Source organism: Bradyrhizobium sp. USDA 4341, assembly GCF_054063755.1.
The window spans coordinates 3,001,409-3,025,255 of the sequence record NZ_JBSSGO010000002.1; the positions used below are offsets into that span (position 1 = coordinate 3,001,409).

At 64.9% G+C, this 23,847-nt stretch carries 19 protein-coding genes; 7 read left to right on the forward strand and 12 right to left on the reverse strand.

Translation table 11 applies throughout. From position 1 onward, the window contains the following. Positions 1-20 precede the first annotated feature (20 nt). A complete protein-coding gene (locus tag ACVIGB_RS20255; RefSeq protein ID WP_092124720.1) occupies positions 21-773 on the forward strand; it encodes an SDR family NAD(P)-dependent oxidoreductase in 753 nt (250 codons plus the stop codon). A gap of 143 nt (positions 774-916) precedes the next feature. On the opposite strand, the gene ACVIGB_RS20260 is transcribed toward ACVIGB_RS20255, so the two are convergent. Together ACVIGB_RS20260 and ACVIGB_RS20265 are read right to left on the reverse strand one after the other, a co-directional pair. After that, on the reverse strand, positions 917-1,138 hold the full coding sequence (locus tag ACVIGB_RS20260; RefSeq protein ID WP_092124719.1) for a hypothetical protein: 222 nt from the start codon (positions 1,136-1,138) through the stop codon (positions 917-919). A gap of 131 nt (positions 1,139-1,269) precedes the next feature. Further along, the gene (locus ACVIGB_RS20265) at positions 1,270-2,247 is read right to left on the reverse strand and encodes a magnesium transporter CorA family protein (protein WP_456721323.1); all 978 of its coding nucleotides are present in this window, start codon (positions 2,245-2,247) and stop codon (positions 1,270-1,272) included. A 349-nt stretch (positions 2,248-2,596) separates the two neighbouring features. On the opposite strand from ACVIGB_RS20265, the gene ACVIGB_RS20270 reads away from it, so the two are divergent. Next, positions 2,597-3,274, forward strand: coding sequence for a L,D-transpeptidase (locus ACVIGB_RS20270; protein WP_092124718.1), 678 nt, complete (start codon positions 2,597-2,599; stop codon positions 3,272-3,274). Between the two features lie 55 nt (positions 3,275-3,329). Here ACVIGB_RS20270 and ACVIGB_RS20275 read toward each other — a convergent pair whose 3' ends face one another. Continuing rightward, entirely contained in the window at positions 3,330-4,529 is a 1,200-nt protein-coding gene (locus tag ACVIGB_RS20275) for an extensin family protein (RefSeq protein ID WP_456721322.1), read from the reverse strand. 76 nt (positions 4,530-4,605) lie between these two features. On the opposite strand from ACVIGB_RS20275, the gene ACVIGB_RS20280 reads away from it, so the two are divergent. Beyond that, on the forward strand, positions 4,606-6,234 hold the full coding sequence (locus tag ACVIGB_RS20280) for a fatty-acid--CoA ligase (protein ID WP_456721321.1): 1,629 nt from the start codon (positions 4,606-4,608) through the stop codon (positions 6,232-6,234). Positions 6,235-6,506: 272 nt separating this feature from the next. After that, complete coding sequence (locus ACVIGB_RS20285) at positions 6,507-7,364, forward strand: DUF1499 domain-containing protein (protein WP_456721320.1); 858 nt, start codon at positions 6,507-6,509, stop codon at positions 7,362-7,364. A gap of 75 nt (positions 7,365-7,439) precedes the next feature. Here ACVIGB_RS20285 and ACVIGB_RS20290 read toward each other — a convergent pair whose 3' ends face one another. The 4 genes from ACVIGB_RS20290 to ACVIGB_RS20305 form a co-directional block, all read right to left on the reverse strand. Then, positions 7,440-8,357 carry an MBL fold metallo-hydrolase gene (locus ACVIGB_RS20290; RefSeq protein WP_456725123.1) on the reverse strand — a complete coding sequence of 306 codons (918 nt, stop codon included), beginning with the start codon at positions 8,355-8,357 and terminating at the stop codon, positions 7,440-7,442. 130 nt (positions 8,358-8,487) lie between these two features. Beyond that, positions 8,488-9,702 (reverse strand): acyl-CoA dehydrogenase, encoded by a 1,215-nt coding sequence (locus tag ACVIGB_RS20295; protein ID WP_456721319.1) that lies wholly within the window; start codon positions 9,700-9,702, stop codon positions 8,488-8,490. Positions 9,703-9,832: 130 nt separating this feature from the next. Continuing rightward, positions 9,833-10,909 (reverse strand): 3,4-dihydroxy-2-butanone-4-phosphate synthase, encoded by a 1,077-nt coding sequence (gene ribB / locus ACVIGB_RS20300; RefSeq protein WP_092124713.1) that lies wholly within the window; start codon positions 10,907-10,909, stop codon positions 9,833-9,835. 249 nt (positions 10,910-11,158) lie between these two features. Further along, on the reverse strand, positions 11,159-12,904 hold the full coding sequence (locus tag ACVIGB_RS20305; protein ID WP_456721318.1) for a cation:proton antiporter domain-containing protein: 1,746 nt from the start codon (positions 12,902-12,904) through the stop codon (positions 11,159-11,161). Positions 12,905-12,963: 59 nt separating this feature from the next. Here ACVIGB_RS20305 and ACVIGB_RS20310 point away from each other — a divergent pair, with 59 nt between their 5' ends. Together ACVIGB_RS20310 and ACVIGB_RS20315 are read left to right on the forward strand one after the other, a co-directional pair. Next, complete coding sequence (locus ACVIGB_RS20310) at positions 12,964-13,506, forward strand: DUF3124 domain-containing protein (RefSeq protein WP_456721317.1); 543 nt, start codon at positions 12,964-12,966, stop codon at positions 13,504-13,506. A gap of 67 nt (positions 13,507-13,573) precedes the next feature. Next, a complete protein-coding gene (locus ACVIGB_RS20315; protein ID WP_456725122.1) occupies positions 13,574-14,806 on the forward strand; it encodes an aminotransferase-like domain-containing protein in 1,233 nt (410 codons plus the stop codon). A gap of 120 nt (positions 14,807-14,926) precedes the next feature. On the opposite strand, the gene ACVIGB_RS20320 is transcribed toward ACVIGB_RS20315, so the two are convergent. Beyond that, positions 14,927-16,207, reverse strand: coding sequence for an amidohydrolase family protein (locus tag ACVIGB_RS20320; protein ID WP_456721316.1), 1,281 nt, complete (start codon positions 16,205-16,207; stop codon positions 14,927-14,929). A gap of 230 nt (positions 16,208-16,437) precedes the next feature. Here ACVIGB_RS20320 and ACVIGB_RS20325 point away from each other — a divergent pair, with 230 nt between their 5' ends. Beyond that, complete coding sequence (locus tag ACVIGB_RS20325) at positions 16,438-16,656, forward strand: hypothetical protein (RefSeq protein WP_092124709.1); 219 nt, start codon at positions 16,438-16,440, stop codon at positions 16,654-16,656. 92 nt (positions 16,657-16,748) lie between these two features. Here ACVIGB_RS20325 and ACVIGB_RS20330 read toward each other — a convergent pair whose 3' ends face one another. The 4 genes from ACVIGB_RS20330 to ACVIGB_RS20345 form a co-directional block, all read right to left on the reverse strand. Further along, positions 16,749-17,567 carry an aldo/keto reductase gene (locus tag ACVIGB_RS20330; RefSeq protein ID WP_456721315.1) on the reverse strand — a complete coding sequence of 273 codons (819 nt, stop codon included), beginning with the start codon at positions 17,565-17,567 and terminating at the stop codon, positions 16,749-16,751. 163 nt (positions 17,568-17,730) lie between these two features. Beyond that, positions 17,731-19,311, reverse strand: a complete 1,581-nt coding sequence (locus ACVIGB_RS20335; RefSeq protein WP_456721314.1) for an alkaline phosphatase D family protein — start codon at positions 19,309-19,311, stop codon at positions 17,731-17,733. Positions 19,312-19,624: 313 nt separating this feature from the next. Continuing rightward, the gene (locus tag ACVIGB_RS20340) at positions 19,625-20,056 is read right to left on the reverse strand and encodes a hypothetical protein (protein WP_171948085.1); all 432 of its coding nucleotides are present in this window, start codon (positions 20,054-20,056) and stop codon (positions 19,625-19,627) included. Between the two features lie 235 nt (positions 20,057-20,291). Continuing rightward, entirely contained in the window at positions 20,292-23,765 is a 3,474-nt protein-coding gene (locus ACVIGB_RS20345) for an indolepyruvate ferredoxin oxidoreductase family protein (protein WP_456721313.1), read from the reverse strand. Positions 23,766-23,847: the final 82 nt, after the last annotated feature.

The window sequence follows — 23,847 nt, forward strand, 5'->3', positions numbered from 1 at the left end:
ACGCCAACCTGAAAGACACCATGTCCCCTCCTTCCAACGCGCCGCGCCGTACCCTGCTCCTGACCGGTGCCAGCCGCGGCATCGGTCACGCCACCGCGATCCGGTTTGCTTCCGCCGGCTGGCGCGTCATCACCTGCTCGCGGCATGCATTTCCGGAAGTCTGCCCCTGGGGCGCTGGACCGGAAGATCACATCGAGGTCGATTTCGGCGATCATGACGACACGGTTCGCGCGATCAGCGAGATCCGCAAGCGGTTGGTGAACGACGAGTTGCACGCGCTCGTCAACAATGCCGCGATCTCGCCGAAGGGTGCGGGCGGCGCGCGGCTCGGGACCATGGACACCGATATCGAGACGTGGCTGCACGTGTTCCGCGTCAACTTCTTCGCGCCCATCATGCTGGCCCGCGGACTGATCGACGAGCTCAGGCACGCCAAGGGCGCGGTGGTGAACGTCACCTCGATCGCCGGCTCGCGCGTCCATCCGTTCGCAGGCGTTGCCTATGCGACCTCGAAAGCCGCGCTCGCATCACTGACGCGGGAAATGGCATCCGACTTCGGCCGCGTCGGCGTGCGCGTCAATTCGATCGCACCGGGCGAGATCGATACTTCGATCCTGTCGCCGGGCACCGAGAAGATCGTCGACCAGCAAATCCCGATGCATCGCCTCGGCACGCCGGACGAGGTCGCCAAGATCATCTACGTGCTGTGCACGGAAACCAGCTCCTACGTCAACGGCGCCGAGATCCACATCAACGGTGGCCAGCACGTCTGAGCTTTGGCTTGGATGTTATTTCGGGGAAGGAAGCGAGAGGTTCGAGGCGATCCCGGCCGCCGCCGCGGCCGTCACGTTGGGATTGCTTCGATTGCAGGCGCAACGACGCAGACGAGGCTTCTGCCTCCAAAAGGCCTCAGCCTCTAGTCTGCATAGAACCGACGAGATTTCTTCTCAAGCGGCTGCAGCGCGACGTCACTCAACGCGCTGGAGCAATCGTCTTCGTCCTCGCCATCCAGCAACGCAGCGCCACAGTAACGGCAAAGTCTCGGCGAGATCGCCTGCACCTTGCCTGCTGCGCGGTCGTGTTGATAGCGCGCAAAGTCGATGACGTTACGCCGTGGCGTTATGATCTTCTCAACCATTGCTGTCCTCCGGCTTCGAGGCGGGCGTTATCGCAGACAAGTTTCGCCCAAACGTTCAGCGCAACGCTCAAATTTTAGCAGAGGAAATAAGGCAGAAAGCGCGTCCCAAAACGCGACGTGTGGAACCAGCGCTACAGCCACTTTTTCCACTTGAAAATCCAGTACGGCACGATCGCCGCCATCAGCATCAGCACCAGCGCATACGGATAGCCGTGCGCCCATTCGAGTTCCGGCATTGCCTTGAAATTCATGCCGTAGATCGAGGCGATCAGCGTCGGCGGCATCAGCACCACCGCCATCACCGAGAACAGCTTGATGATGTTGTTCTGTTCCAGATTGACCACGCCGAGCATGGCGTCGAGCACGAAGGTGATCTTGTTGGAGAGATAGGAAGCGTGGTCGGTCAGTGAGGCCACGTCACGCTGCATGGTCTTGAGCTGCTCGCGCATGTCCTTGGACCATTTCACGCCCTCCACGATCGCCGAAAGGAACGTGACGAGGCGGCCGATCGAGACCAGGCTTTCGCGGACCTTTGAGGTCAGGTCGCCCTTGCGGCCGATCGCGATCAGGATCTGCGAATATTGCTTGGCGTGGCCGTGGCGCTGGCTCTCAGGCTCGAAGATGTCGTGGGAGACCTGGTCGATGTCGGCCCCGCAGCGCTCCAGAATGTCGGCGCAGCGGTCGATCACCGCATCCAGCAGTTCCATCAGCACCTGCTCGCCGGTGATGCCGGGGGAACAGGCCCGAGCCAGCTTGTTCTCGACCAGCGCGAACGGCTTCGGCAGGTCGTAGCGCACCGTGACCAGCCGATGGCCGGTCAGGATAAAGGTGACCGCCGTGGTGCGCGGCATATCGGTGTCAGACTGGCACATCAGCGTCGCGGTCATGTAGCGCGCGCTGTTCTCGATATAGAGCCGGCTGGAGATCTCGATCTCCTGCATGTCTTCCCGGGTCGGAACCGCGATCCCCGCGAGCTTCTCGACGGCCCGGTCCTCCTCGACGGTCGGGTTCACCAGGTCGACCCAGACCGCGCCCTCCGGCAGCGCGCCGAGGTCGGTGGCGGCAGCCTTCTTGAGGGAGAAATCGGAGGGAACGAACACCGACAGCATCACGAACTCCACGAAACAGGGCTGGCAAGACCCGTCGACTTAGCGCGATTCTGGCTGGCGCTTCATGACCGGGCGATTAACCGGACATCCACCTTTGTGGCGGCCAAGCGGCGGTGAATGTGACGTTGAAGCAGCTTCGATTGAACAACCGTTGCCTGTTTGCACAAAAACTGGCCCCACACCAGAAGACTTGCGGCAAAAAAGCCACAGGCGACGTCCCGCAATGCGGGAAAGGCATCTAAACTCTGGGAATAATGGCACGTTTCGGCAATAATGCCCTTCATGGAATCGTGGCGTTTAGGGCGCAATCGTGGCGCTTTGAGACGTGGATTTTCGATTGGAAGTAATCATGTCGTCGTTCAAAGTTACCTTTGGGATCCTGGCCGCAGGCCTGATGTTGTCGGGTTGCATGCAGGCCACAACCTATGAGGCCACCAACACCGCCGCCTTCAAGCCGCATGACAAGGAACTGCTGGCCAAGACCACCTACGTCAAGACCCCGGTGGCCGAGCCGTTCCGCCGCGCCATCGTCGAATATCACCGCAAGGAAGCCGCCGGCTCGATCGTGGTCGATTCCGACAACCATTACCTCTACTACGTGCTGAACGACGGCAAGGCGATCCGCTACGGCATCACCGTCGGCGAAGAAGCCATGGCCTGGTCCGGCATTGCCAAGGTCGGCAGCATGACCGAATGGCCGGCCTGGCATCCCACCCCCGGCGAAATCTCGCGCCTCGGCGTTCCGACCTTCGTGGCACCCGGCCCAGACAATCCGATGGGCTCGCGCGCGATGTATCTCTACTCGGGCGGCAAGGACACGCTGTTCCGCATCCACGGCACCAACCAGCCGGAATACATCGGCTCGTCGATCTCCTCGGGCTGCATCCGCATGACCAACGAGGACGTCATCGACCTCTACAACCGCGTCAAGCTCGGCACCATCGTCGTGGTGCTGGAGCCGAAGCACGGCGACTCGCCCTACAAGCCGCAGATGGCGCTGCAGGGCGCCGGCGGCACGACCTACTGATCGCACGACCTACTGATCGCACGACCTACTGATCTCAGACACGTCGCGATCGCGATCAAAGGCGCCGGCTTTGCCGGCGCTTTTTTGTTGGCTGTGGCCTGGTCTCAGCAGCGCCGTCGGGCGCGGCCGCATCATCCGATTTCGCCGCATCCGGCTCATCGGCCTTGCCGCGGTCGGCTTCGGATCGGTCCGGCTTGGATGAGTTCGGCTTGGATGAGTCCGGCTTGGACGCGTCCGATTTTGCGGCGACCTCGCGCGGCGGCGCCTCTTCGGGGCGCTCGGCCGGCAACAGCGGCGCGACACGCGGCAGCGGATCGTCAACGTTCCACTGGCAGATCTTGTAATTGTTGCGACGCTCGATCAGGTCGAGATGAACGTGGTCCTCGTGGTACCAGTCCGAGCCCGGGCCGAGCACGGTGGAGAAGCGGGCGCAGACCGAATGCAGCACGGTCTCGCGCAGATCGCGCGGCACGCTGCGGTCGGTCAGCGAGATCGACTTGCCGTTGGCGAGACCGAAGGCGCGCACGTCGAGCGCATTGGCGCGGCCATGTTCGGAGAGCTGCGCGCCGGCGATGCGGTTGCGGCCGCGGCATTCGAACGAGTCGAAATTGTCGAGATTGCTGATCCCGCCCCCGAGGCTCTGCGCCAGCGGGGCGATATCGGTGCGGACCCAGTCGGCGACTGCACTTGCCATCTTGCAGCGGAGGATCGCCGCGGGCTTGACCGCGACCTTGCGCTTGTCCGGCAGCACGATGGCCTCGAGCCGCACCAGATCCTCGCCGCCGCAGCCGCCGGCGCCGTGGATATCCGGAATGCTCGGCGCGATCGCGATCTCCTCGGTCAGCGCCTGCCGGCAGGCCGAAAGCTGCGGCCTCGGCGGCTCGGCGGGCTTGGCTGCTTCGGCTGGCCTGGCCGTCTCGCCGGGCCTCGCAGCCTGCGCGGCCGGTGGCGGTGCCCCGGCCGCCGGCGGCTCGGGCTCAGCGGCCGCAGGCGCGTCAGCTGCTGCCGGCGCCTCCGCGGGGCGTGGCTTCGGCAGCGGCACCGCTGAGCGGCGGACCGCCTTGTGCGCCTTGTGCGGCCGGGTGCCGAACAGATCGTCCCAGGGAAAGCCAGGCGCGCCGCGGGCGGCCTGCGCGGGCCCCGCTTGCATGCCAAGGCAAAGCAGCGCGGCGACAGCGGTAACCATTGCCGCACCCCCGCGACGAAACGCGCCATCAGGCCATTTTCGGCTTGCTTTCTCCGCGCTACAGTTCATGTCAGTTCCATGATTTTACTGCCGGCCGTCCAAGATGCCGGCAGATCATGCGTGAGGATCGAGGAGGGATTTGCGTATGCTTGGCTTGATGCAAGACTGGCCCCTGCTGTGCCACAAGATTATTGAGCACGCCGCCAAATATCACGGCACGCAGGAAGTCGTGACCCGGTCGGTCGAAGGCCCCATTCATCGCACCACCTACGCCCAAATCCACGCCCGCGCGCTGAAGGTCTCGCAGAGCCTGGAACGCGACGGCATCAAGCTCGGCGACCGCGTCGCCACCATCGCCTGGAACACCTGGCGCCACCTCGAGGTCTGGTACGGCATCATGGGGATCGGCGCGATCTGCCATACGGTCAATCCACGCCTGTTTCCGGAACAGATCGCCTGGATCGTCAACCACGCCCAGGACCGCATCGTCATCACCGACCTCACCTTCGTCCCGGTGCTGGAGAAGATCGCCAGCCAGCTGCCGAGCGTCGAGCGCTACGTGGTGCTGACCGATAAGGCGCACATGCCGCAGACCACGCTGAAGAACGCGGTCGCCTATGAGGACTGGATCGCGGCATCCGACGGCAAGTTCGCGTGGAAGACCTTCGACGAGAACACCGCCGCAGCGATGTGCTACACTTCCGGCACGACAGGCGATCCCAAGGGTGTCCTCTATTCGCACCGGTCCAACGTGTTGCACGCGCTGATGGCCAACTCGAAGGACGCGCTCGGCACCTCCGCGTCGGACACAATGCTTCCGGTGGTGCCCTTGTTCCATGCCAACAGCTGGGGCATCGCGTTCTCCGCGCCATCGATGGGCACCAAGCTGGTGATGCCGGGCCCGAAGCTCGATGGCGCCTCGGTGTACGAGCTGCTGTCGACCGAGAAGGTCACCCATACCGCGGGCGTGCCGACGGTGTGGCTGATGCTGCTGCAATACATGGCCGCCAACAATTTCAAGCTGCCGGATCTGCAGATGGTGATCTGCGGCGGCTCGGCGATGCCGCGCTCGATGATCAAGGCGTTCCTCGACATGGGCAGCCAGGTGCGCCACGCCTGGGGCATGACCGAGATGAGCCCGCTCGGCACGCTGGCCACGCTGAAGCCGCCGTTCAACGCGCGCACCGGCGAGGAGCGGCTCGACATCCTGCAGACCCAGGGTTACCCGCCATTCGGCGTCGAGATGAAGATCACCGACGATGCCGGCAAGGAGCTGCCGTGGGACGGCAAGACCTTCGGCCGTCTCAAGGTCTCCGGCCCCGCGATCGCGAAGGCCTATTTCCGGGTCGATGGCAGCATCCTCGACGATGCCGGCTTCTTCGACACCGGCGACGTCTCCACGATGGACGAGCACGGCTACATGCGGATCACCGACCGCTCCAAGGACGTGATCAAGTCCGGCGGCGAATGGATCTCCTCGATCGATCTCGAGAACCTCGCCGTCGGCCATCCGGCAGTCGCGGAAGCGGCCGTGATCGGCGTCCATCACCCCAAATGGGACGAGCGGCCGCTGCTGATCGTGCAGCTCAAGCAGGGCGAGAGCGCCACGCGCGAGGACATTCTGAAATTCATGGACGGCAAGATCGCCAAATGGTGGATGCCCGACGACGTCGCCTTCGTCGACGGCATTCCCCACACCGCGACCGGCAAGATCCTGAAGACGGCGCTGCGCGACCAGTTCAAGGATTACACGTTCCCCACTGCTGCGGCGTAGGGCGAGAAACCGTAGCCCGGATGGAGCGAAGCGCAATCCGGGTTCGGCGTTCGACGGAAAGACCTGCCCCGGATTTCGCTTCGCTCCATCCGGGCTACGAAGCTGCTGCGGCTTGAATGACCCTGGTTGACGCCGTGGCCGGGGTATGGCCGCCTGTCCAGGACGCTTCGTCCCCCAAATCCCTTGAATTCGCCGCAGGTCCGTGGTCTCACACGATCATTGGCGGCGGCTGAGGTCGCCCAAGGACATCTCAACCGGCAGATTTTTCGACGATGGCGCGCAGGTTTTCCGCTCCCTACCAGCAGGAGCCCGTGTCCGGTCTCGCCACCTGGTCGCGCAACCTCGCCATCTTCTCCGTCGTCGCGGTGGTGGTCTCGATCATCATCGTCCGGTTCGGGTTCCTGGAGGTCAAACCGGCGCTGGCCACCTTCTTCGGCGCGTTGGGCCTGGCCGGCCTGTCGATCCTGCTCGGGCTGGCCGCCTTCGCCGCGATCTGGCAGAACGGCACCCGCGGCATGGGCCGGATCCTGCTCGCGTTCCTGATCGACGCCGCGATCCTAGGCTACCCGGCCTATCTCACCTATCAGTACCGCAAGCTGCCGCGGATCTACGACGTCACCACCGACGCGATCGACCCGCCGAAATTCGAGGCGCTGGCGCGGCTGCGCACCGGCGAAGGCACCAACCCGGCCGCCTATGCCGGCCTCTATTCGGCCGAGAAGCAGCGCGCCGCCTATCCCGATATCGAAACCGTCGAGCTGGAAACCCCGGTCGACCGTGCCTATGAGATGACCTTGCGGCTGGTGAACCGCCGCAAATGGCTCGTCATCGACGCACGCGCGCCGCAGCCGCCGCGCCGGATCGGCCGCATCGAGGCGGTGGCCCGCACGCCGATCATGGGTTTCCGCGAAGACGTCTCGATCCGGGTCACGCCCGACGACGAGGACTCGCGCGTCGATATCCGCTCCGCCTCGCGCTATTTCGACACCGATCTCGGCAGCAACGCCGCGCGCGTCAAGAAGCTGATCGAGGACCTCAACTCCGCCGCCGACAACGAAAACGCCAAGCCGGCGAAGAAGGCGGCCCCGGTCGCGCCGAAGGCGCCGCCGGCGAAGTCGGTGAAGAAATGACGCGCTAGCGTCATTCCGGGGCGCGCCATCGGGCCGCGCTTCGCGCGGACCCGTTGGCGAGCCCCGAATGACGAACTAAGCCATCCGGTACGTACCGCCGATCACCGGATCGCCTTCCGTCGCCACGATGCCGCGCGCGACCAGATCCTCCAGATGCGCCAGCACCGAATAGCCGGCGGCATTGGCGAGGCGCGGGTCGAGCCCGATATAGATCGCCCGCACCATGGTCGGGATATCGGCCTCGCCCTTGCCGAGGCGATGCAGGATCGACGCTTCGCGCGCCCGGCGATGCCGCGCCAGGAAACGGACATAGCGCGGGCCTTCCGGAATCTCCGGGCCGTGGCCGGAGAAATAGAGCTGCTCGGGCCGCTGCTCCAGCCGCTCCAGCGAGGCCATGTAGTCGATCATCGAACCGTCCGGCGGCGCCACGATCGAGGTCGACCAGCCCATCACATGGTCGCCGACGAAATTGATGCTGCGTTCGGCCCACGCGAACGCCAGATGGTTGGCGGTGTGGCCGGGGGTGGCGACGGCCTCCAGTGCGAAGCCCGCGCCCTCGATGACGTCGCCGTGCTTGACCTCGATGTCGGGCCGGAAATCGCGGTCGGCGCCGGATTCCGGATTGTGCTTCTCGCTTTCGAAGCGCGGGCGTGAGGCGCGGTGCGGCCCCTCGGCATAGACCGGTGCGCCGGTCGCGGCCTTGATCCGCGGCGTGTTCGGCGAATGATCACGATGGGTATGGGTGACCAGGATATGCGTCACGGTCTCGCCCTTGACCGCATCGAGCAGCGCCTTCGCATGCGCCTCATCGTCGGGACCGGGATCGATGATCGCGACCTTGCCCTGACCTACGATGTAGCTGACCGTGCCGGTGAAGGTGAACGGGCTCGGATTGTTGCAGAGGACGCGGCGCACGCCGGGCCGGACCTGCTCGACCACGCCGGCCTTCAGCGGAAAATCGCGGTTGAACGGGATGTCGTCGTTGTCGGCCATGGGAGGTGCCCGGAATGCGATCTTGTAGGATGGGTAGAGCGCAGCGAAACCCATCATGCGAGCCGCATGGTGGGCAGTAAGATGGGTTTCGCTTCGCTCTACCCATCCTACGCTGTCGGGATGACGTCCCTTACGAGAACGCCTGGATGCCGGTGATCGCGCGGCCGAGGATCAGCGCGTGGACGTCGTGCGTGCCCTCATAGGTGTTGACCGTCTCGAGGTTCGCGGCGTGACGCATCACGTGATACTCGATCTGGATGCCGTTGCCGCCGTGCATGTCGCGCGCCATGCGGGCGATGTCGAGCGACTTGCCGCAATTGTTGCGCTTGACGATCGAGATCATCTCGGGCGCCATCTTGCCCTCGTCCATCAGGCGGCCGACGCGCAACGAGGCCTGCAAGCCGAGCGCGATCTCGGTCTCCATGTCGGCGAGCTTCTTCTGCACCAGCTGGGTGGCGGCGAGCGGGCGGCCAAACTGCTTGCGGTCGAGCGTGTACTGGCGCGCGCGGTGCATGCAGTCCTCGGCGGCGCCCAGCGCGCCCCAGGAGATGCCGTAGCGGGCGCGGTTGAGGCAGCCGAACGGGCCCTTGAGGCCGGAGACGTTGGGCAGCAGTGCGCTTTCCGGCACCAGGACGTTGTCGAGCACGATCTCGCCGGTGATCGAGGCGCGCAGCGAGAGCTTGCCGCCGATCTTCGGCGCCGACAGGCCCTTCATGCCCTTCTCGAGGATGAAGCCGCGGATCTGGTTGTCATGCGCGGCCGACTTGGCCCACACCACGAACACGTCGGCGATCGGCGCATTCGAGATCCACATCTTGGCGCCGTTGAGCTTGTAGCCGTCGGCCACCTTCTCGGCGCGGGTCTTCATGCCGCCGGGATCGGAACCGGCATCCGGCTCGGTCAAGCCGAAGCAGCCGACCCATTCGCCGGTCGCGAGCTTGGGGAGATATTTCTTGCGCTGGTTCTCGTCGCCATAGGCGTAGATCGGATACATCACCAGCGACGACTGCACCGAGTTCATCGAGCGATAGCCGGAGTCGACGCGCTCGATCTCGCGCGCCACCAGGCCATAGGCCACGTAGCTCGCATTGGCGCAGCCATATTCCTCGGGCAGCGTCACGCCGATCAGGCCGAGCTCACCCATCTCGTTGAAGATCTCGCGATCGGTCTTCTCTTCCAGATAGGCCTTGGTGACCCGCGGCAACAGTTTGTCCTGCGCATAGGCCCGCGCCGTGTCGCGGATCAGGCGCTCGTCTTCGGTGAGCTGGTCGTCGAGCAGGAACGGATCATCCCACTGGAAGCTGGCGGCAGCCGGCTTGTCCTTGGCCTGGGGGCGCACGCTCATGAAACATCCTTTCGCATCGTCACTCGGAAATTGGCGGACAAATTAAAGCGCTATGCTGCGAAGCGCAATTGAATTGGGCGTATGTCACGCCCGGGGCGATGCTCACGCATCGCGCCCGGAATGACCCGCGTCAGCACTCCAGCCTCTCGTTCGACACGATCTCGATGCCGAAACCGGACAAACCCTTGTAGTCGTGCACCGAAGAGGTCAGGTGGCGGATCGAGGTGATGCCGAGATCGCGCAGGATCTGTGCGCCGACGCCGACCTCGCGCCATTGCTTGTTGCGATCGGCCTCCGCCGATTTCTGCTCGCTCACCGGCTGGACTGGAACACCGGCGGCACCGTCGCGCAGATAGACCAGCACGCCGCGGCCGGCTTCCTTGAAATGCCGCAACACGGCTTCCATCCGCGCCGGACCGGTGAAGAGGTCCGTCACGATATTGGGCTTGTGCAGCCGGGTCAGCACGTCCCGGCCGTCGCCGATGCCGTTATAGACGAAGGCGGCGTGCATGATCTCGTCGAAGGGCGAGCGATAGGCATAGCCTTGCAGGGGGCCGATCGGGCTTTCGGTGGTGAAGGTCGCGACCCGCTCGATCAGCTTCTCGCGTGCCTGGCGATAGGCGATCATGTCCGCGATCGTGACATGCTTGAGCTTGTGCGCGGCGGCAAATTTTGCGACCTGCTCGCCCTTCATCACGGTTCCATCGTCGTTCATCAGCTCGCTGATGACGCCGACCGGCGGCAGGCCGGAGAGCCGGCACAGATCGACCGCGGCTTCGGTGTGACCGGAGCGGAGCAGCACGCCGCCATCGCGCGCGATCAGCGGGAAGATGTGGCCGGGGCGCGCAAAATCGTTGGCGCCGGCATTGGGATTGGCGAGCGCGCGGCAGCAGGAGGCGCGTTCGTCGGCCGAGATGCCGGTGCCGCCATCGGGCTTGTAGTCGATCGAGACGGTGAAGGCCGTGGTGTGGTTGGACTCGTTATGCGCCACCATCGGGTCGAGCCGCAGCCGGCGGGCGTCCTCGGTGGTGATCGGCGCGCACACGATGCCGGAGGTGTGGCGGATGATGAAGGCCATCTTTTCCGCCGTGCAGAACGACGCCGCGACGATCAAATCGCCCTCGCCTTCCCGATCGTCATCGTCGGTGACGACGACGAGTTCACCCTTCGCAAAGGCTTGCAGCACTTCCTGGATCGTATCGGCCATTGTCCTGACATCTCGCTTTATGCAGGCAGTGGATTAGCCGGGTTCCGATGTCAGCGCCAGTATCATTATGCAACCCGCCATGCGTCCGGCAGGCATACCAGGAGGCTTCACCTCTCCCATGGGAGAGGTTGGATTGCATCGCCGGATGCAATCCGGGTGAGGGGCTGCGCTCTCTCGTGGGACCTTAGCCCCTCACCCGCGCTTTCAGCGCGACCTCTCCCCGATGGGGAGAGGTAAGAGAGAGCTCCTTTACGGCAGCACCTCGCGCCGGTCGCTGAGCTGGGCGTCCAGCTCGGCGCGCTTGTCGTCGAGCAGGCCGGCGTCGGCGGCCTCGATCACCGAATAAAGCTCGCCGGCGTCGCTGAGCCGGGTCACCGTGACGTAGTCGGCGCCGGCCGTGTAGAGATCGTCGACGCCGGTCAGGAGATCGGCGGTGGCGACAACCTTCGCGGTCGGATTCAGGGCGCGGACGTGGCGCACCAGCTTCTCATTGTCGGCGCCGACCAAGAGGAAATCCGGCACGCTCAGGATGATGATCTCGGCCTTGCCGATCCCGGCATGAACCAGCGTATCGACATTGCTGATGTCGCCATAGATCACATGCATGCCGCGGTCGGTCAGCGTGCGGAACACCAGCGGGTTAAAGTCGATGACGCTGATCTGCTCGAGCAGCGACTGGTTCTGCCGCTCGATCTGGCTGATCAGCGCGCTCGCGGCACGGAAAAAGCCGAGGATGACGATGCGCCGGATTTCGCCATGTCCCTCCTCCTGGCCGCCCTCCTGCCCGGACGCGCCGCCGCCCTCGCGTCGATGGTCGAGATCACGCAACCCGATCCGCTTCAACGGGCCGATCAGGCCGCGCACGATCTGGTCGCTGCGGGCCATCGCGAAGGTCGAGAGCACCGCCAGCACCACGAAGGCGAACGAGACCGCATTCGCGGTTTCGGTCCCGATATGGTTGGCGGCAACGCCGGTCTGGATCACCACCAGCGAGAACTCGGAAATCTGCGCCAGATTGATCGCCGGCAGCAGGCTGGCGCGCAGGCCCTGCTTCATCAGATAGAGCGGCGTGAACGTCGTGACCAGGCGGCTCGCCACCGTGAAGGCCGCGATCACAAGCGCGAGCCAGATCACCTGTAAGCCCGGGATCGGGATCGTCATGCCGAGCGCGACGAAGAACAGCGTGATGAAGAAATCCCGCAGTGTCGTCACTTTGGCAGTAACGTCGAGCGCGTAGGGAAAGGTCGAGATCGAGACGCCAGCGACCAGCGAGCCCATCTCGCGCGACAGATGCAGCCGCTCGGCGATCTCGCCGATCAGGAAGCACCAGGCGAGCGCTCCGAGCAGCACCAGCTCGGGCCGGCGTGCGATCTGGTGGAACAGCCGCGGCAGCACGTAGCGGCTCAGCACCAGCGCGGTCGCGACCAGCACCGCGACGCGGGCGATCGACAGCAGCACGACGCTGATTTGCAGATTGTCCAGGCTCGGCTGCACCGCCAGGAACAGGATCGCGAAGATGTCCTGCAGCACCAGCACGCCGAGCGTGATGCGGCCCGGCAGCGTGTCCAGCTCGCGCTTCTCGTAGAGCACCTTGACGATGATCACGGTCGAGGACAGCGCGCAGGCGACGCAGAGATAGACCGCATCGAACTTGCCGCCGCCGATCGCAAGCCCGATCCCGGCAAAGAACGCCACGCCGATCAGGCAGCCGCCGATCAGCTCGCCGGCGCCGGCGAACAGGATGACCTTGCCGGCACGGATGATCTTCTTGAGGTCGATTTCCAGCCCGATCATGAACAGCATGAATATCAGGCCGAGCTCGGAGATGACGCTGATCGATTCCTGGGACTTGACCCGGCCCATGCCGAATGGACCAATGAAAAAGCCGGCGATAAGGTAGGCCAGTATCAGCGGTTGCCGGGAGAAATGGGCGAGCAGCCCAATTCCCCAGGCAAACAGGATACAGAGCGTGATATCGCGAATGAGTTCATGCATGCGTCAAAGACTTCCTGTTGCCGCAACCTAGAGGGCCGGGCGTGAGGATCAACCGAGCAATGTGTCACATCCGCGCAGGCGGCATTTTTCTGGCAGTTTTGCTCTGCCTGCTCACCGTGCGCATGACGGAGGCGCTAGCACAATCCTCGGCAAGTATTGAACAAAATTTTGCGAACTCGCTGACGGCGGTGCCATCGGAAAGCCTCACGGCCTCCGGTGCATTCTACGTGCCGGTCTATTCAAGCGTGTCGATGAGCCAGGGCAAGCTGAGGGCCGATTTTTCGGTGACGCTGAGCGTGCACAACGCCTCCGAGACGAGGCCCCTGGTGCTGAAGCGGATCGCCTATTTCGACACATCAGGCAGGATGGTGGAGAGCTACCTCAAATCGCCGGTCGCGCTAAAACCGTTTGCGACCGTCGAGGTCTCGATCGCCACGACCGATGTCCGCGGCGGCACCGGCGCGAATTTCGTGGTCGATTGGGCGGCCGCCGGCGAGATCGCGGAACCGGCGGTCGAGGCCCTGATGGTCGGCAGCGTCGGCGCCGGGCACTATGCCTTCATCAGCCAGGGCCGCCCGATCCGGCTGACCGGCAAGAATTGACTTCATGGAAGGCCGCCTCCCACAGGCCTTCTCAACGACAACAACACGGAGCGAAACGTCCATGTCCATCTCAGCCCAGTTCGACTTTGCACCGCTGCTCCCGGCCGGCCTGCCTGCGCCGGCCGCGCGCTGGACCGGGCTCGCCAAATACAGCTTCGTCGGCGGCAACAACGATCCCGACCAGGTCCCGGTCGACGGGCTGCTGGAGGCGGTCAACGCCGTGCTGAAGCGCGAGGGCAGGAATCTCGCGACCTACAACCTCGCGCACGGGCCGCAGGGCTATCTGCCGCTGCGCCAGTTCCTCACCGAGAAGCTGAAGCGGGATGCCGGCATTGCCTGCACGCCGGACGAGATCATGATCGTCTCCGGCTCGCTGCAGGCGCTCGACCTGGTCAATCACACGCTGCTCGCCAAGGACGACACCGTGCTGATCGAGCAGGAGACCTATCAGGGCTCGCTGAACCGGCTGACCCGGCTCGGCGTCAACGCGGTCGGCATTCCCCTCGATGGCGACGGCATCCGGATCGATGCGCTGGCCGCAGCGCTCGCCGATCACAAGCGGCGCGGCATCACCCCGAAATACATCTACACCATCCCGACCGTGCAGAACCCGACCGGCTCGATCCTCCCCGAAAGCCGCCGCGCCGAGATGCTGAAGCTGTCCAAGGAATACGGCGTGCCGATCTTCGAGGACGATTGCTATGCCGATCTGATCTGGAACGGCGAACGGCCGCCGGCGATCTATGCCATGAGCAAGCATGGCGGTGTGATCCATATCGGCTCGTTCTCGAAATCGATCGCGCCGGCGCTGCGGGTCGGCTTCATCGTCGCGCCCTGGGCAATCATGTCGCGGATGCTGCCGCTGAAGACCGACGCCGGCTCCGGCGCGCTGGAGCAGATGGTGCTCTCGGAATATTGCGCGCCGCATTTTGCGACCCACGTGCCGCGGCTGACCAAGGGCCTGCGCGCCAAGCTCGACACGCTGATGGAGGCGCTGAACGAGCAGTTCGGCACCGCGGCCGAGTTCGAGGCGCCCAAGGGCGGCATCTTCCTCTGGGTCAAGCTGCCCGACCATGTCGACACCATGAAGCTCTATCAGGCGGCGCTCGCCGCCGGGGTCTCGATCAATCCGGGACCGGAATGGTCGACCAGCAAGGCGCATTCCGGCAGCCGGCTTCGCCTCTGCTTCGCCAGCCCCTCGCACGAGCAGATCCGCGAGGGCGTCGCGGTGCTGGCCGAAGTGTGCCGCAAGGAGTTCGGCGTGCCGGCGCGCAGCAGCAATGTCGAGAAGCGCGGCTAGCGATCCGCTCGCGGCGAGGTGGATTGCTTCGCTTCGCTCGCAATGACGCGGTGATCTTTCTCCACGTCATTGCGAGGAGCGGCAGCGACGAAGCAATCCACGTCTCTGCACCAACCATCCTCACCTCACCGAAAATGGTGCCTGATAGGGCCGGCCGAACGGCACGCCGTTGACCACGGTCTGCACCGGCTTCAGCTGCAGATTGCCGTCGCGTCTGTTGTTGCGGGTGTCGACGAAGGAGACCGGGCCCTCGACGAGGTCCATGATCGCGACATCGCCGGGCGCACCGCGCTGCAACGTGCCGATCTTCGGGGTGCGATTGATGATCCGCGCCGGCACCGAGGTCGCCATCGCCACCACCTGCTCCAGCGAGGAGCCCATCGCCAGGAACTTGCTCATCACGTTCGGCAGGAACGGAATGCCGGGCGAATTGCCCGAGAACACGTGGATGTCGGAGGAGATCGTATCGGGCGTGCAGCCCGCGGGGATCGCGACCTCGGCCACCGTGAAATCGAAGCTGCCGCCGCCATGGCCGACATCGAACAGCACGCCGCGCTGCTTGGCCGCGAGCGCCGCCGGCAGCAGCTTGCCGTCCTGCACGATGTTGGTGAAGGCGCCGGACATGTTCGGCGCGCCGGAATAGGCGTGGGTGAGGATATCGCCCGGCCGCAGCAGGTCGAGGATGTCGGACATCAACTCCCTGGTCTCGACGCCGCCGATATGCACCATCATCCGCGCCGGCCAGCCGCACATCTCGCAGGCCTGGATGCCGCGCTTCAGCGGCTCGACGCCGTGCTTGAAGATGACGTTCTCCGACATCCGCACCTTGACCCCGATCAGGAAGTCAGGGTTCTCGGCGAGCGCCATCGCGCAGGCTTCGACCTGCGCATTGTCGATGTTGTAGAGCTCGGCCACCGGGAAGGCCGACAGGCCGTTGTTGGCGATATGGACGAAGGCATAGATCCGCGTCCGCGACTGCGCCACGATGAAGCGCCGCAGCGCCGCGAGATTGTTGACGCCGGCATCGCCGGCCGAGACGACCGTCGTGGTGCCCTGGAATTGCACCAGCTCGTCGGCGGGAATGCCTATCGCCGAGCCGTAAGGGTAGACGTGGCAGTGCAGATCGACGAGGCCGGGCATCACGAGCTTGCCCGACGCGTCGATGGTCTTGCTGGCGCGCGCGGCCGGGATCTCGTCTTCGATCGCCTCGATCAGACCCCAGCGGATGCCGATGTCGCGCTTGCCGCGCAGCGACTGGCTGGGATCGATCACGTCGCCGCCCTTGATCACGAGATCGAACTTGTCGTCCGGCCCCATCGCCGCAGCGGCCGGTCCTGCGATGACAGCAGCAGCGGCCGATCCTGTACCCTTTAGAAAATCCCGGCGTGAAAATTCGCTCACGGCAACGTCCCCCCGAACATTGATTTTGTGGCGCGATGATGCGTCGGACGCCGAGGATAGGCAAGACCGCCGAAAGAGGCGGCAACGCTCACGCATCGGCTATGCAGCGAACGCACGGCGAGCGTTGCCCGGGACAGTTGCTGAACAGGCGTTCAGAAAACTCCCGCGGTTCCTGAGGAACGTTTCGACGCCTGCACGGTTTCCTCCTCGCATCATTTGAGGAGGATGAGATGAAAAAATTTGGTTTTGTTCTTGCGGCGATCGGTGCGCTTGCAGTGGCCGTTCCGTCGATCGCGAGCGCCGAAACTGTCGTGATCAAGCGCGGCGGCCATCATCACATGGATCGTGGCTGGGGCGCACGTGCCGAGATGCGCCATGACCGTGGTTGGCATCGCGGCTGGCATCACGACCATGACCGCGCGGTGGTGATCAGGCGGGATCGCTATTAAGCGCGGGCACAGACGAAAGACCGACACAACGGAAAATGGCTCCTCGCGGAGCCATTTTCTTGTTCTACATCGTTATCAGGTGCTCGCGGGACTCAGTCCCACGCCGGAGCAAAACCCGGATTGACGCAGCGCATGTCCTTGCGCAGCGCAGCGATCGCCTTGCGGTCATCGTCGTCGAGCTTGACCTTCAGCGCGTCGAGATTGGCCTTTTGGCTTTCGGCACGCGAGGCTTTCGGAATCGCCGCAACGCCATCCTGGTCGAGCAACCATTTCAGCGCCACCTGCGCTGCGGTCGCATCATGCTTGCTGCCGATTTTCGCCAGCGTCTCGTCGGTTGCGAAACGACCCTGGGCGAGCGGACAATAGGCCACCAGCGGGATCGACTTCGCGGCGAGATATTTCCGCACCGGCGTCTGGTCCAGCATCGCGTGATATTCGATCTGGTTGCAGGCGATCGGCGCCTTGATGTCCTCGACAACGGTCTTGAGCAGTGCGGTGGTGAAATTGGCGACGCCGATCGCGCGGGTGCGGCCTTCCTGCTTCAGCTTCATCAGCGTCTCGAAGACCGCGGGAAGCTTCATGCTCCGCGACGGCCAGTGCACCAGATAGAGGTCGACGTGATCGAGCCGCAGCTTCTTCAGGCTGGTGTCGAACGCTTTCCGGATCCCATCCGGCGCCAAATTCTCGTGCCAGACCTTGGTGGTCACATGCAGGTCCTTGCGCGCGACCTTCGAATCCGCGATCGCGGCCCCGATCGCCTCCTCATTGCCGTACATCTCGGCGGTGTCGATATGCCGGTACCCAAGCCCGAGCGCGCTCTCGACCGCCGCGCGGCAGGCATCGCCCTGCATGCGGAAGGTGCCGAGCCCGAGCTGCGGCAGGCTGATGCCCTGTGTCTGCAGATTGTCCATGGATAGCTCCTGACGCGTGGGCCGCCGATGTCATCGACGACGTCACGCCAGCAAATCGTCTGGTGGGAATGAAATTGGCAGGACTGCCGATACCAGTCTGCCCGCAAACCGGGCCTTCGGGCAAGCCGCTGGCAATCAAGATGTCGCGACGGCTTTCGCGAGCCTAGATATGTTGCGCCATGATCTGGCCGGGCCGCGCATCCGGCCGCGGCTCGATGTCGACCGACCAGAGATCGTGGTTGTCGACGTCCTTAAGCGTCACTCTCATCACGCCGGTCTTGCCGTCGATGCCGACGCGGCCGAAGAATTGCAGGCCGAAACACGGCGCGAGATTGTCGCCCTGCTCGGCCGAGCAGCCCTTCTGGTACATCGCCTTCGGCCCAAAGGTGTTGTCGAGCTCGCCCGGCGACCAGGTGCCGGCATGCAGCGGGCCGGAGACGAATTCCCAGAACGGCTCGAACTCCTGAAACACGGCGCGGTTCGGATCATAATGATGCGCGGCGGTGTAGTGCATGTCGGCGGTGAGCCACACCGTGTTGCGGATGCCGGCGCGCTTCATGAAGGACAAGAGATCGGCGATCTCGTGCTCGCGCCGCTCCGGCGGGCCGTCGCCAAGCGCGACGGCGTCCAGGCTGACGAGGCCGATCGGCAGATCCGCAGCGATCACCTTCCAGGTCGCATCCGACGCCACCAGTTCCCGCTTCAACCAGGCGAGCTGGCTCTCGCCGAGGATGAACGCCTGGTCCGGATCGCCCTGCTTGTTCCAGCTGGAATCGCGATAGGAGCGCATGTCGATGATGAAGACGTCGAGCAGCGGCCCGTAGGCGATCTTGCGATAGACCCGGCCGTCGCGATCCGGCATCAGCCGCATCGGCATGAATTCATGGAAGGCGCGCCGCGCCCGCGCCACCAGGCGCGAGGTGCCGTCGGTATCGTAGCCGGTCGCATCGGCGGTGCCGACTGGCGACCAGTCGTCGGCCACCTCATGGTCGTCCCACTGCGCGAACATCGGCACCTCGGCATGGAAGGCGCGGAAATTCTCGTCGAGCCAGTTGTATTTGTAGTTGCCGCGAAACTCGTCGAGGCTGTGCGCGACCACCGATTTCTCCTCGGTGACGATGTTGCGCCAGACCTCGCCGTTCGGCAAGGTCTGCTCCGACGGCACCGTGCAATCCGCATAGATGTGATCGCCGGAGTGGATGAAGAAATCCGGGCGCTCGTTCAGCATGGTGCGGTAGCTGCGCAGGCCGCCGCGCGCGGGATCGATGCCCCAGCCCTGCCCCACGACGTCGCCGGACCAGACGAAACAGACCGAGCGGCGGTCGACCGGCGCGGTGCGGAAATGCCCGATGCGGCTTTCGCCGGGTATCCCGTCGCGATCCTCGAAATGGATACGATAGAACAGGTCCTGACCCGGCGGCAGGCCGTCGAGCAGCAGTTTTGCGGTGAAGTCGCGCTCGGGCAGCGCGTCGGCCGACGCTGTGCGCAGGATGGTGGCGAAGCTTTCGACCGCGGCGCATTCGATGCGCATCCGCGCGGCGCGATCAGCGCGGGCCCAGATCACAGCGGAATCGCTGGCGACGTCGCCGGACTGGATGCCCGCGATCGCGGGCCGATCTGCGGCGCGGCTCAGATAGGGCTTTGTCAGCGCGCCCAATCCTGCCAGCGCGGCCGTCGATGCCGAGCGCACCAGAAGCTGGCGCCTTGTCAGGCCTCGCCCCCTCGCGGAGATCGCTGTCGGCATCGAGTAACCTTCGTCGAATCGCAACGAAGGTTTTGCCTGCGCTGTTTGACTCCGCCCTTACGGTTTCTTGACTCTACGCCGACGGTTTTGCGACGGCGGGATGACTCGGGAGATATGGAGATCGGAACAGCGCAGAACGCCGAGCACTCGATGCTAATCCCGTCATCCTGAGGCGCGAGCGGAGCGAGCCTCGAAGGATGAATCGGCCAAAGACGGGCCGTCGATCCTTCGAGACGCGCGCAAGAGCGCGCTCCTCAGGATGACGGGTTTGGGATTGGCGCACTTCGAGAGAGCACAGGCGCGGCGGGCACTCTCACCGCTGCCAGTTGCAGATGCCGCCGGTGCGGCATGGCCAGGTCTGGATCCTGGTGTCGCGGGCTTCCGCGTCGAGCGGATTCGAATGGCGCCGCGCGAGCTTGGCGCGGGCGGGAACCTGCGCCACTGCGCGCTTGCGTTCATGCGGTGCCGTTACCCTGCTTGTCCGCACGGCCTTCTGCGACTCGACTTTCGGCTGCTCGACCTTCGGTTCGACACTGGCGCGCTGATCAGGTCCGTGGTCGGTCTTCGCCTCGACCGGAACCGGCTCGAACTGCGCCGGCGGGCCAAGCGGCTTCGGCGACAGCACGGCCCGCGAGAGATCGAGGCTGAAGAACTCGCTTGGGCGATAGTCGTCAGCCAACGCCACGCCACCCAACGCCAGGCACGCGGTGCAAACAGTTGCAACAAAAGCGCTTTTCAGGACCATCAAAGGGCCTCCTGAAATCACTCGAACAGAACAGCCATCATGTAGGAGCCCGGCCGCGCGAATCCAGCCACGGCTTACGGGCAGGGTTACCGGTCAACCAAGGCGGTCGTGGAAAGTTCCGCTGCCCGCCACCTGGAGCGCCGTTCCGATGGTATCGGAACGGGTTTCTAGGTTCTTGTTTTGACGCGTTTTCTTCACGCGAACCGGTAGGCACTTCGCTCGAATACGCTCCAGCCTACTCCGCCGCCTGTGCCAGCGGCTGGCCGATCGCACGCTCCAGCCGCGCGCATTCGGTGCGGTAGCGGGCGACGTTGCCTTCCTTGATGTGGCCGTAGCCGCGCACGAGGTCCGCAGCCTTCGCCAGCGCCACTAGGCGCGGCAAATCGAGCGGCCTCTTGCCGTCGAGGTGACGCAGGATCATCGCCGCATACTCCACCGGCAGCGCGCGCTCCATCTTGCGCTCGGCGGTGTAGCCGAAGATGTCGAGCGCGGTGCCGCGCAGGCCCTTCAGCCCCGCCAGCAGGCCGAACGCCTTGAAGATCCACGGCCCGAACTCGCGCTTCTGCAAGCGCCCGGTGACGGGATCGCGCTGCGCCAGTAGCGGCGGCGCCAGCAGGACCTTCAGACCGGAATTGCCCTCGAACTGCTCCCTCAGCGCCTTGCTGAACTCGCCGTCCGAATAGAGCCGCGCCACTTCGTATTCGTCCTTGTAGGCCATCAGCTTGAACAGGCCCTTTGCGAAGGCTTCGGTCAGGTCCTGCGAGCCCGGCGCTGCCGCGGCTTCGGCGGAGCGGACGCGCGCGACGTCGTCGAGATAGCGCTTGCCGTAGGCCGCGTCCTGATAGTCGGTGAGGAACTTGGCGCGGAACGCAATCGCCTCATCGAGCGTCTTCTTGGCCGGTGCGGCGCCTGCGTTCTTGAAGCGCGCGGCGCTGACCACGCGCTGCAGATCATGCGCGGCGAGCCGCCCCCACGAGAACGCGGTCTTGTTCATCTCGATGGCGGCGCCGTTGAGCTCGATCGCCTTCAGGATCGCCTCGAGCGACAGCGGGATCGCGCCACGCTGGAACGCGAAGCCGAGCATGAAGGCGTTGGTCGCGATGCTGTCGCCCATCAGCGCGGTCGCAAGCCCGGTGGCATCGAGGATGTCGAGATCATCAGGTCTCACCGCGCCGTTCAGCGCGTCGCGCATCGAGCTGGCTTCAAAGTCGATATCGGGATCGATCACGAAGCTTGCGGTCGGCAACAGGTCGGCGTTGACCACCGCGCGGGTGACGCCGCGCTCGGCGCGGCTCAGCGCCGGAACGCTGGTCGCGACGACGAGGTCGCAGCCGAGGATCAAATTGGCATTGCCCGGCGCGATGCGCACGGTGGTCAGCATGTCGGACGCGGGCGCGAGCCGGACGTGGCTCATGACCGCGCCGTTCTTCTGCGACAGGCCGGTGAAGTCGAGCGTCGAGCAGGCGAGCCCCTCGACATGCGCGGCCATGCCGAGCAGCGCCCCGATGGTGATGACACCGGTGCCACCGATGCCGGTGATCAGGATGTTGTAGGGGTTGCTGAGTGCGGCCGCGGGCGGCGCCGGCAGATCGGCGAACAGCGCCTTGGGATCGGCGGCGGTGCGATCGGCCTTGCGCAGCTTGGGATCCTGCACCATCACGAAGCTCGGGCAGAAGCCCTCGATGCAGGAAAAATCCTTGTTGCAGTTCGACTGGTCGATGCGGCGCTTGCGGCCGAGCTCGGTCTCCAGCGGCTGCACCGAGACACAGTTCGACGCGACCGAGCAGTCGCCGCAGCCTTCGCAGACGCGCTCGTTGATGAAGACGCGCTTGGCCGGATCGGGAAACAGCCCGCGCTTGCGGCGGCGGCGCTTCTCGGCGGCGCAGGTCTGGTCGTAGATCAGGACGGTGAGGCCCTCGATCTCGCGCAAGGTGCGCTGCACGGCGTCGAGCTCGCGGCGATGATGGATGGTGGCGCCGGACGGGAAGTAATTGGCGGGATATTTGGCGGGATCATCTGAGACGATCGCGAGCCGCTTGGTGCCTTCGGCCGCGACCTGGTGCGCGATCTGCGCCACCGTGAAGCCGCCTTCGGCCGGCTGGCCGCCGGTCATTGCGACCGCGTCGTTGTAGAGGATCTTGTAGGTGATGTTGACGCCGGCCGCGGCCGCCGCGCGCAGCGCCAGCAAGCCCGAATGCGTATAGGTGCCGTCGCCGAGATTCTGGAACACGTGCTGTTCGCTGGTGAACGGTGCCTGCCCGATCCAGCTCACGCCCTCCGCGCCCATATGCGAGATGGTCTGGGTGTTGCGGTTCGGCACCGACAGCGCCATGCCGTGACAGCCGATGCCGGCCATGGCGCGGCTGCCTTCCGGAATCTTGGTCGACGAGTTGTGCGGGCAGCCCGAGCAGAAATACGGCGTGCGTTGCAGCTTCGCGGTGCCCGTGCCCTCGGCCGGGCGATCGAACGCCTCGAGTTTTGCCAGACGCTGCTCCAGCAGCGGGCTACGGTGGCCGAGCTTGCGCAGCCGCGCCACCACGGCGGCGGCAACCATGGTCGGCGTCAGCTCGCCTTCGCTCGGCAGCAGCGGCGCGCCGCTCTCGTCGCGCTTGCCGACCACCGAGGGGCGCCTGGAGGCGTCCATGTTGTAGAGGATGCGGACCAGCTGGTCCTCGATGAAGCCGCGCTTTTCTTCGACGACCAGCACATCCTGCAGGCCTTCGGCAAAGTCGCGCGCGCCGCGCGCTTCGAGCGGCCAGGTCAGCGCCACCTTGTAGATGCGCAGGCCCAGTGCCTGCGCCTCAGCGTCGGTGATGCCGAGATCGGCGAGGGCCTGGCGCAGATCGAGATAGGCCTTGCCGGTCGCCATGATGCCGAGCCGCGCCGGCTTGGAATCCAGCACGATGCGGTCGAACCGGTTGGCGCGGGCGAAGGCCGCGACCGCCTCCATCTTGGGCCCGTGCAGCCTGCGCTCGGCATCCAGCGGCGGATCCGGCCAGCGGATCGAAAGCCCGCCCGTCGGCATCTCGAAATCGTCGGGCATGATGATCTTGATGCGATCGGGATCGCTGACGATCGAGGCCGAGCTTTCGACCGTCTCGGAGATCGCCTTGAAGCCGACCCAGCAGCCGGAATAGCGCGACAGCGCAAAGCCGAGGATGCCGAGGTCGAGATAATCCTGCAGCGTCGCCGGATTGACCACCGGCATGAGCGCCGAGGCGAACACCTGTTCGCTCTGGTGTGCGAGCGTCGAGGACTGGCAGCCATGGTCATCGCCGGCCAGCGCGATCACGCCGCCATTCGGCGAGGTGCCGGCGGAATTGGCGTGCTTGAGCGCGTCGAGCGAGCGGTCGACGCCGGGGCCCTTGCCGTACCAGATGCCGAACACGCCATCGACCTTGGCCCCGGGGAACATGCCGACCTGCTGGCTGCCCCACACCGCGGTTGCCGCCAGGTCCTCGTTGAGGCCGGGAACGAAGGCGATGTCATGCTCTCTGAGGAACGATTTCGCCCGCCACAGCGCGTGGTCGTACATGCCGAGCGGCGAGCCGCGGTAACCGGAGATGAAACCCGCGGTGTTCAGCCCGTGCGCGCGGTCGCGTTCGCGCTGCAACATCGGCAATCGGACCAGAGCCTGGGTACCGGAGAGGAAGATTCGTTTCGTATCCAACCGGTACTTGTCGTCCAGTCCAACTTCCATCAACGCCATCAGTTTCAGGCTCCCCGCCGATCAGGTCACGCCGGTCCGAGCCGGTCTCATTCTCTTGCCCATGATCATGCATCAGCATGCA

Coding starts and splice junctions, on each gene's coding strand:
- ACVIGB_RS20255 (WP_092124720.1), top strand. CDS start 21: ATGTCCCCTCCTTCCAACGCGCCGCGCCGTACCCTGCTCCTGACCGGT.
- ACVIGB_RS20260 (WP_092124719.1), bottom strand. CDS start 1,138: ATGGTTGAGAAGATCATAACGCCACGGCGTAACGTCATCGACTTTGCG.
- ACVIGB_RS20265 (WP_456721323.1), bottom strand. CDS start 2,247: ATGCTGTCGGTGTTCGTTCCCTCCGATTTCTCCCTCAAGAAGGCTGCC.
- ACVIGB_RS20270 (WP_092124718.1), top strand. CDS start 2,597: ATGTCGTCGTTCAAAGTTACCTTTGGGATCCTGGCCGCAGGCCTGATG.
- ACVIGB_RS20275 (WP_456721322.1), bottom strand. CDS start 4,529: ATGAACTGTAGCGCGGAGAAAGCAAGCCGAAAATGGCCTGATGGCGCG.
- ACVIGB_RS20280 (WP_456721321.1), top strand. CDS start 4,606: ATGCTTGGCTTGATGCAAGACTGGCCCCTGCTGTGCCACAAGATTATT.
- ACVIGB_RS20285 (WP_456721320.1), top strand. CDS start 6,507: ATGGCGCGCAGGTTTTCCGCTCCCTACCAGCAGGAGCCCGTGTCCGGT.
- ACVIGB_RS20290 (WP_456725123.1), bottom strand. CDS start 8,357: ATGGCCGACAACGACGACATCCCGTTCAACCGCGATTTTCCGCTGAAG.
- ACVIGB_RS20295 (WP_456721319.1), bottom strand. CDS start 9,702: ATGAGCGTGCGCCCCCAGGCCAAGGACAAGCCGGCTGCCGCCAGCTTC.
- ribB (WP_092124713.1), bottom strand. CDS start 10,909: ATGGCCGATACGATCCAGGAAGTGCTGCAAGCCTTTGCGAAGGGTGAA.
- ACVIGB_RS20305 (WP_456721318.1), bottom strand. CDS start 12,904: ATGCATGAACTCATTCGCGATATCACGCTCTGTATCCTGTTTGCCTGG.
- ACVIGB_RS20310 (WP_456721317.1), top strand. CDS start 12,964: ATGTGTCACATCCGCGCAGGCGGCATTTTTCTGGCAGTTTTGCTCTGC.
- ACVIGB_RS20325 (WP_092124709.1), top strand. CDS start 16,438: ATGAAAAAATTTGGTTTTGTTCTTGCGGCGATCGGTGCGCTTGCAGTG.
- ACVIGB_RS20330 (WP_456721315.1), bottom strand. CDS start 17,567: ATGGACAATCTGCAGACACAGGGCATCAGCCTGCCGCAGCTCGGGCTC.
- ACVIGB_RS20335 (WP_456721314.1), bottom strand. CDS start 19,311: ATGCCGACAGCGATCTCCGCGAGGGGGCGAGGCCTGACAAGGCGCCAG.
- ACVIGB_RS20340 (WP_171948085.1), bottom strand. CDS start 20,056: ATGGTCCTGAAAAGCGCTTTTGTTGCAACTGTTTGCACCGCGTGCCTG.
- ACVIGB_RS20345 (WP_456721313.1), bottom strand. CDS start 23,765: ATGGCGTTGATGGAAGTTGGACTGGACGACAAGTACCGGTTGGATACG.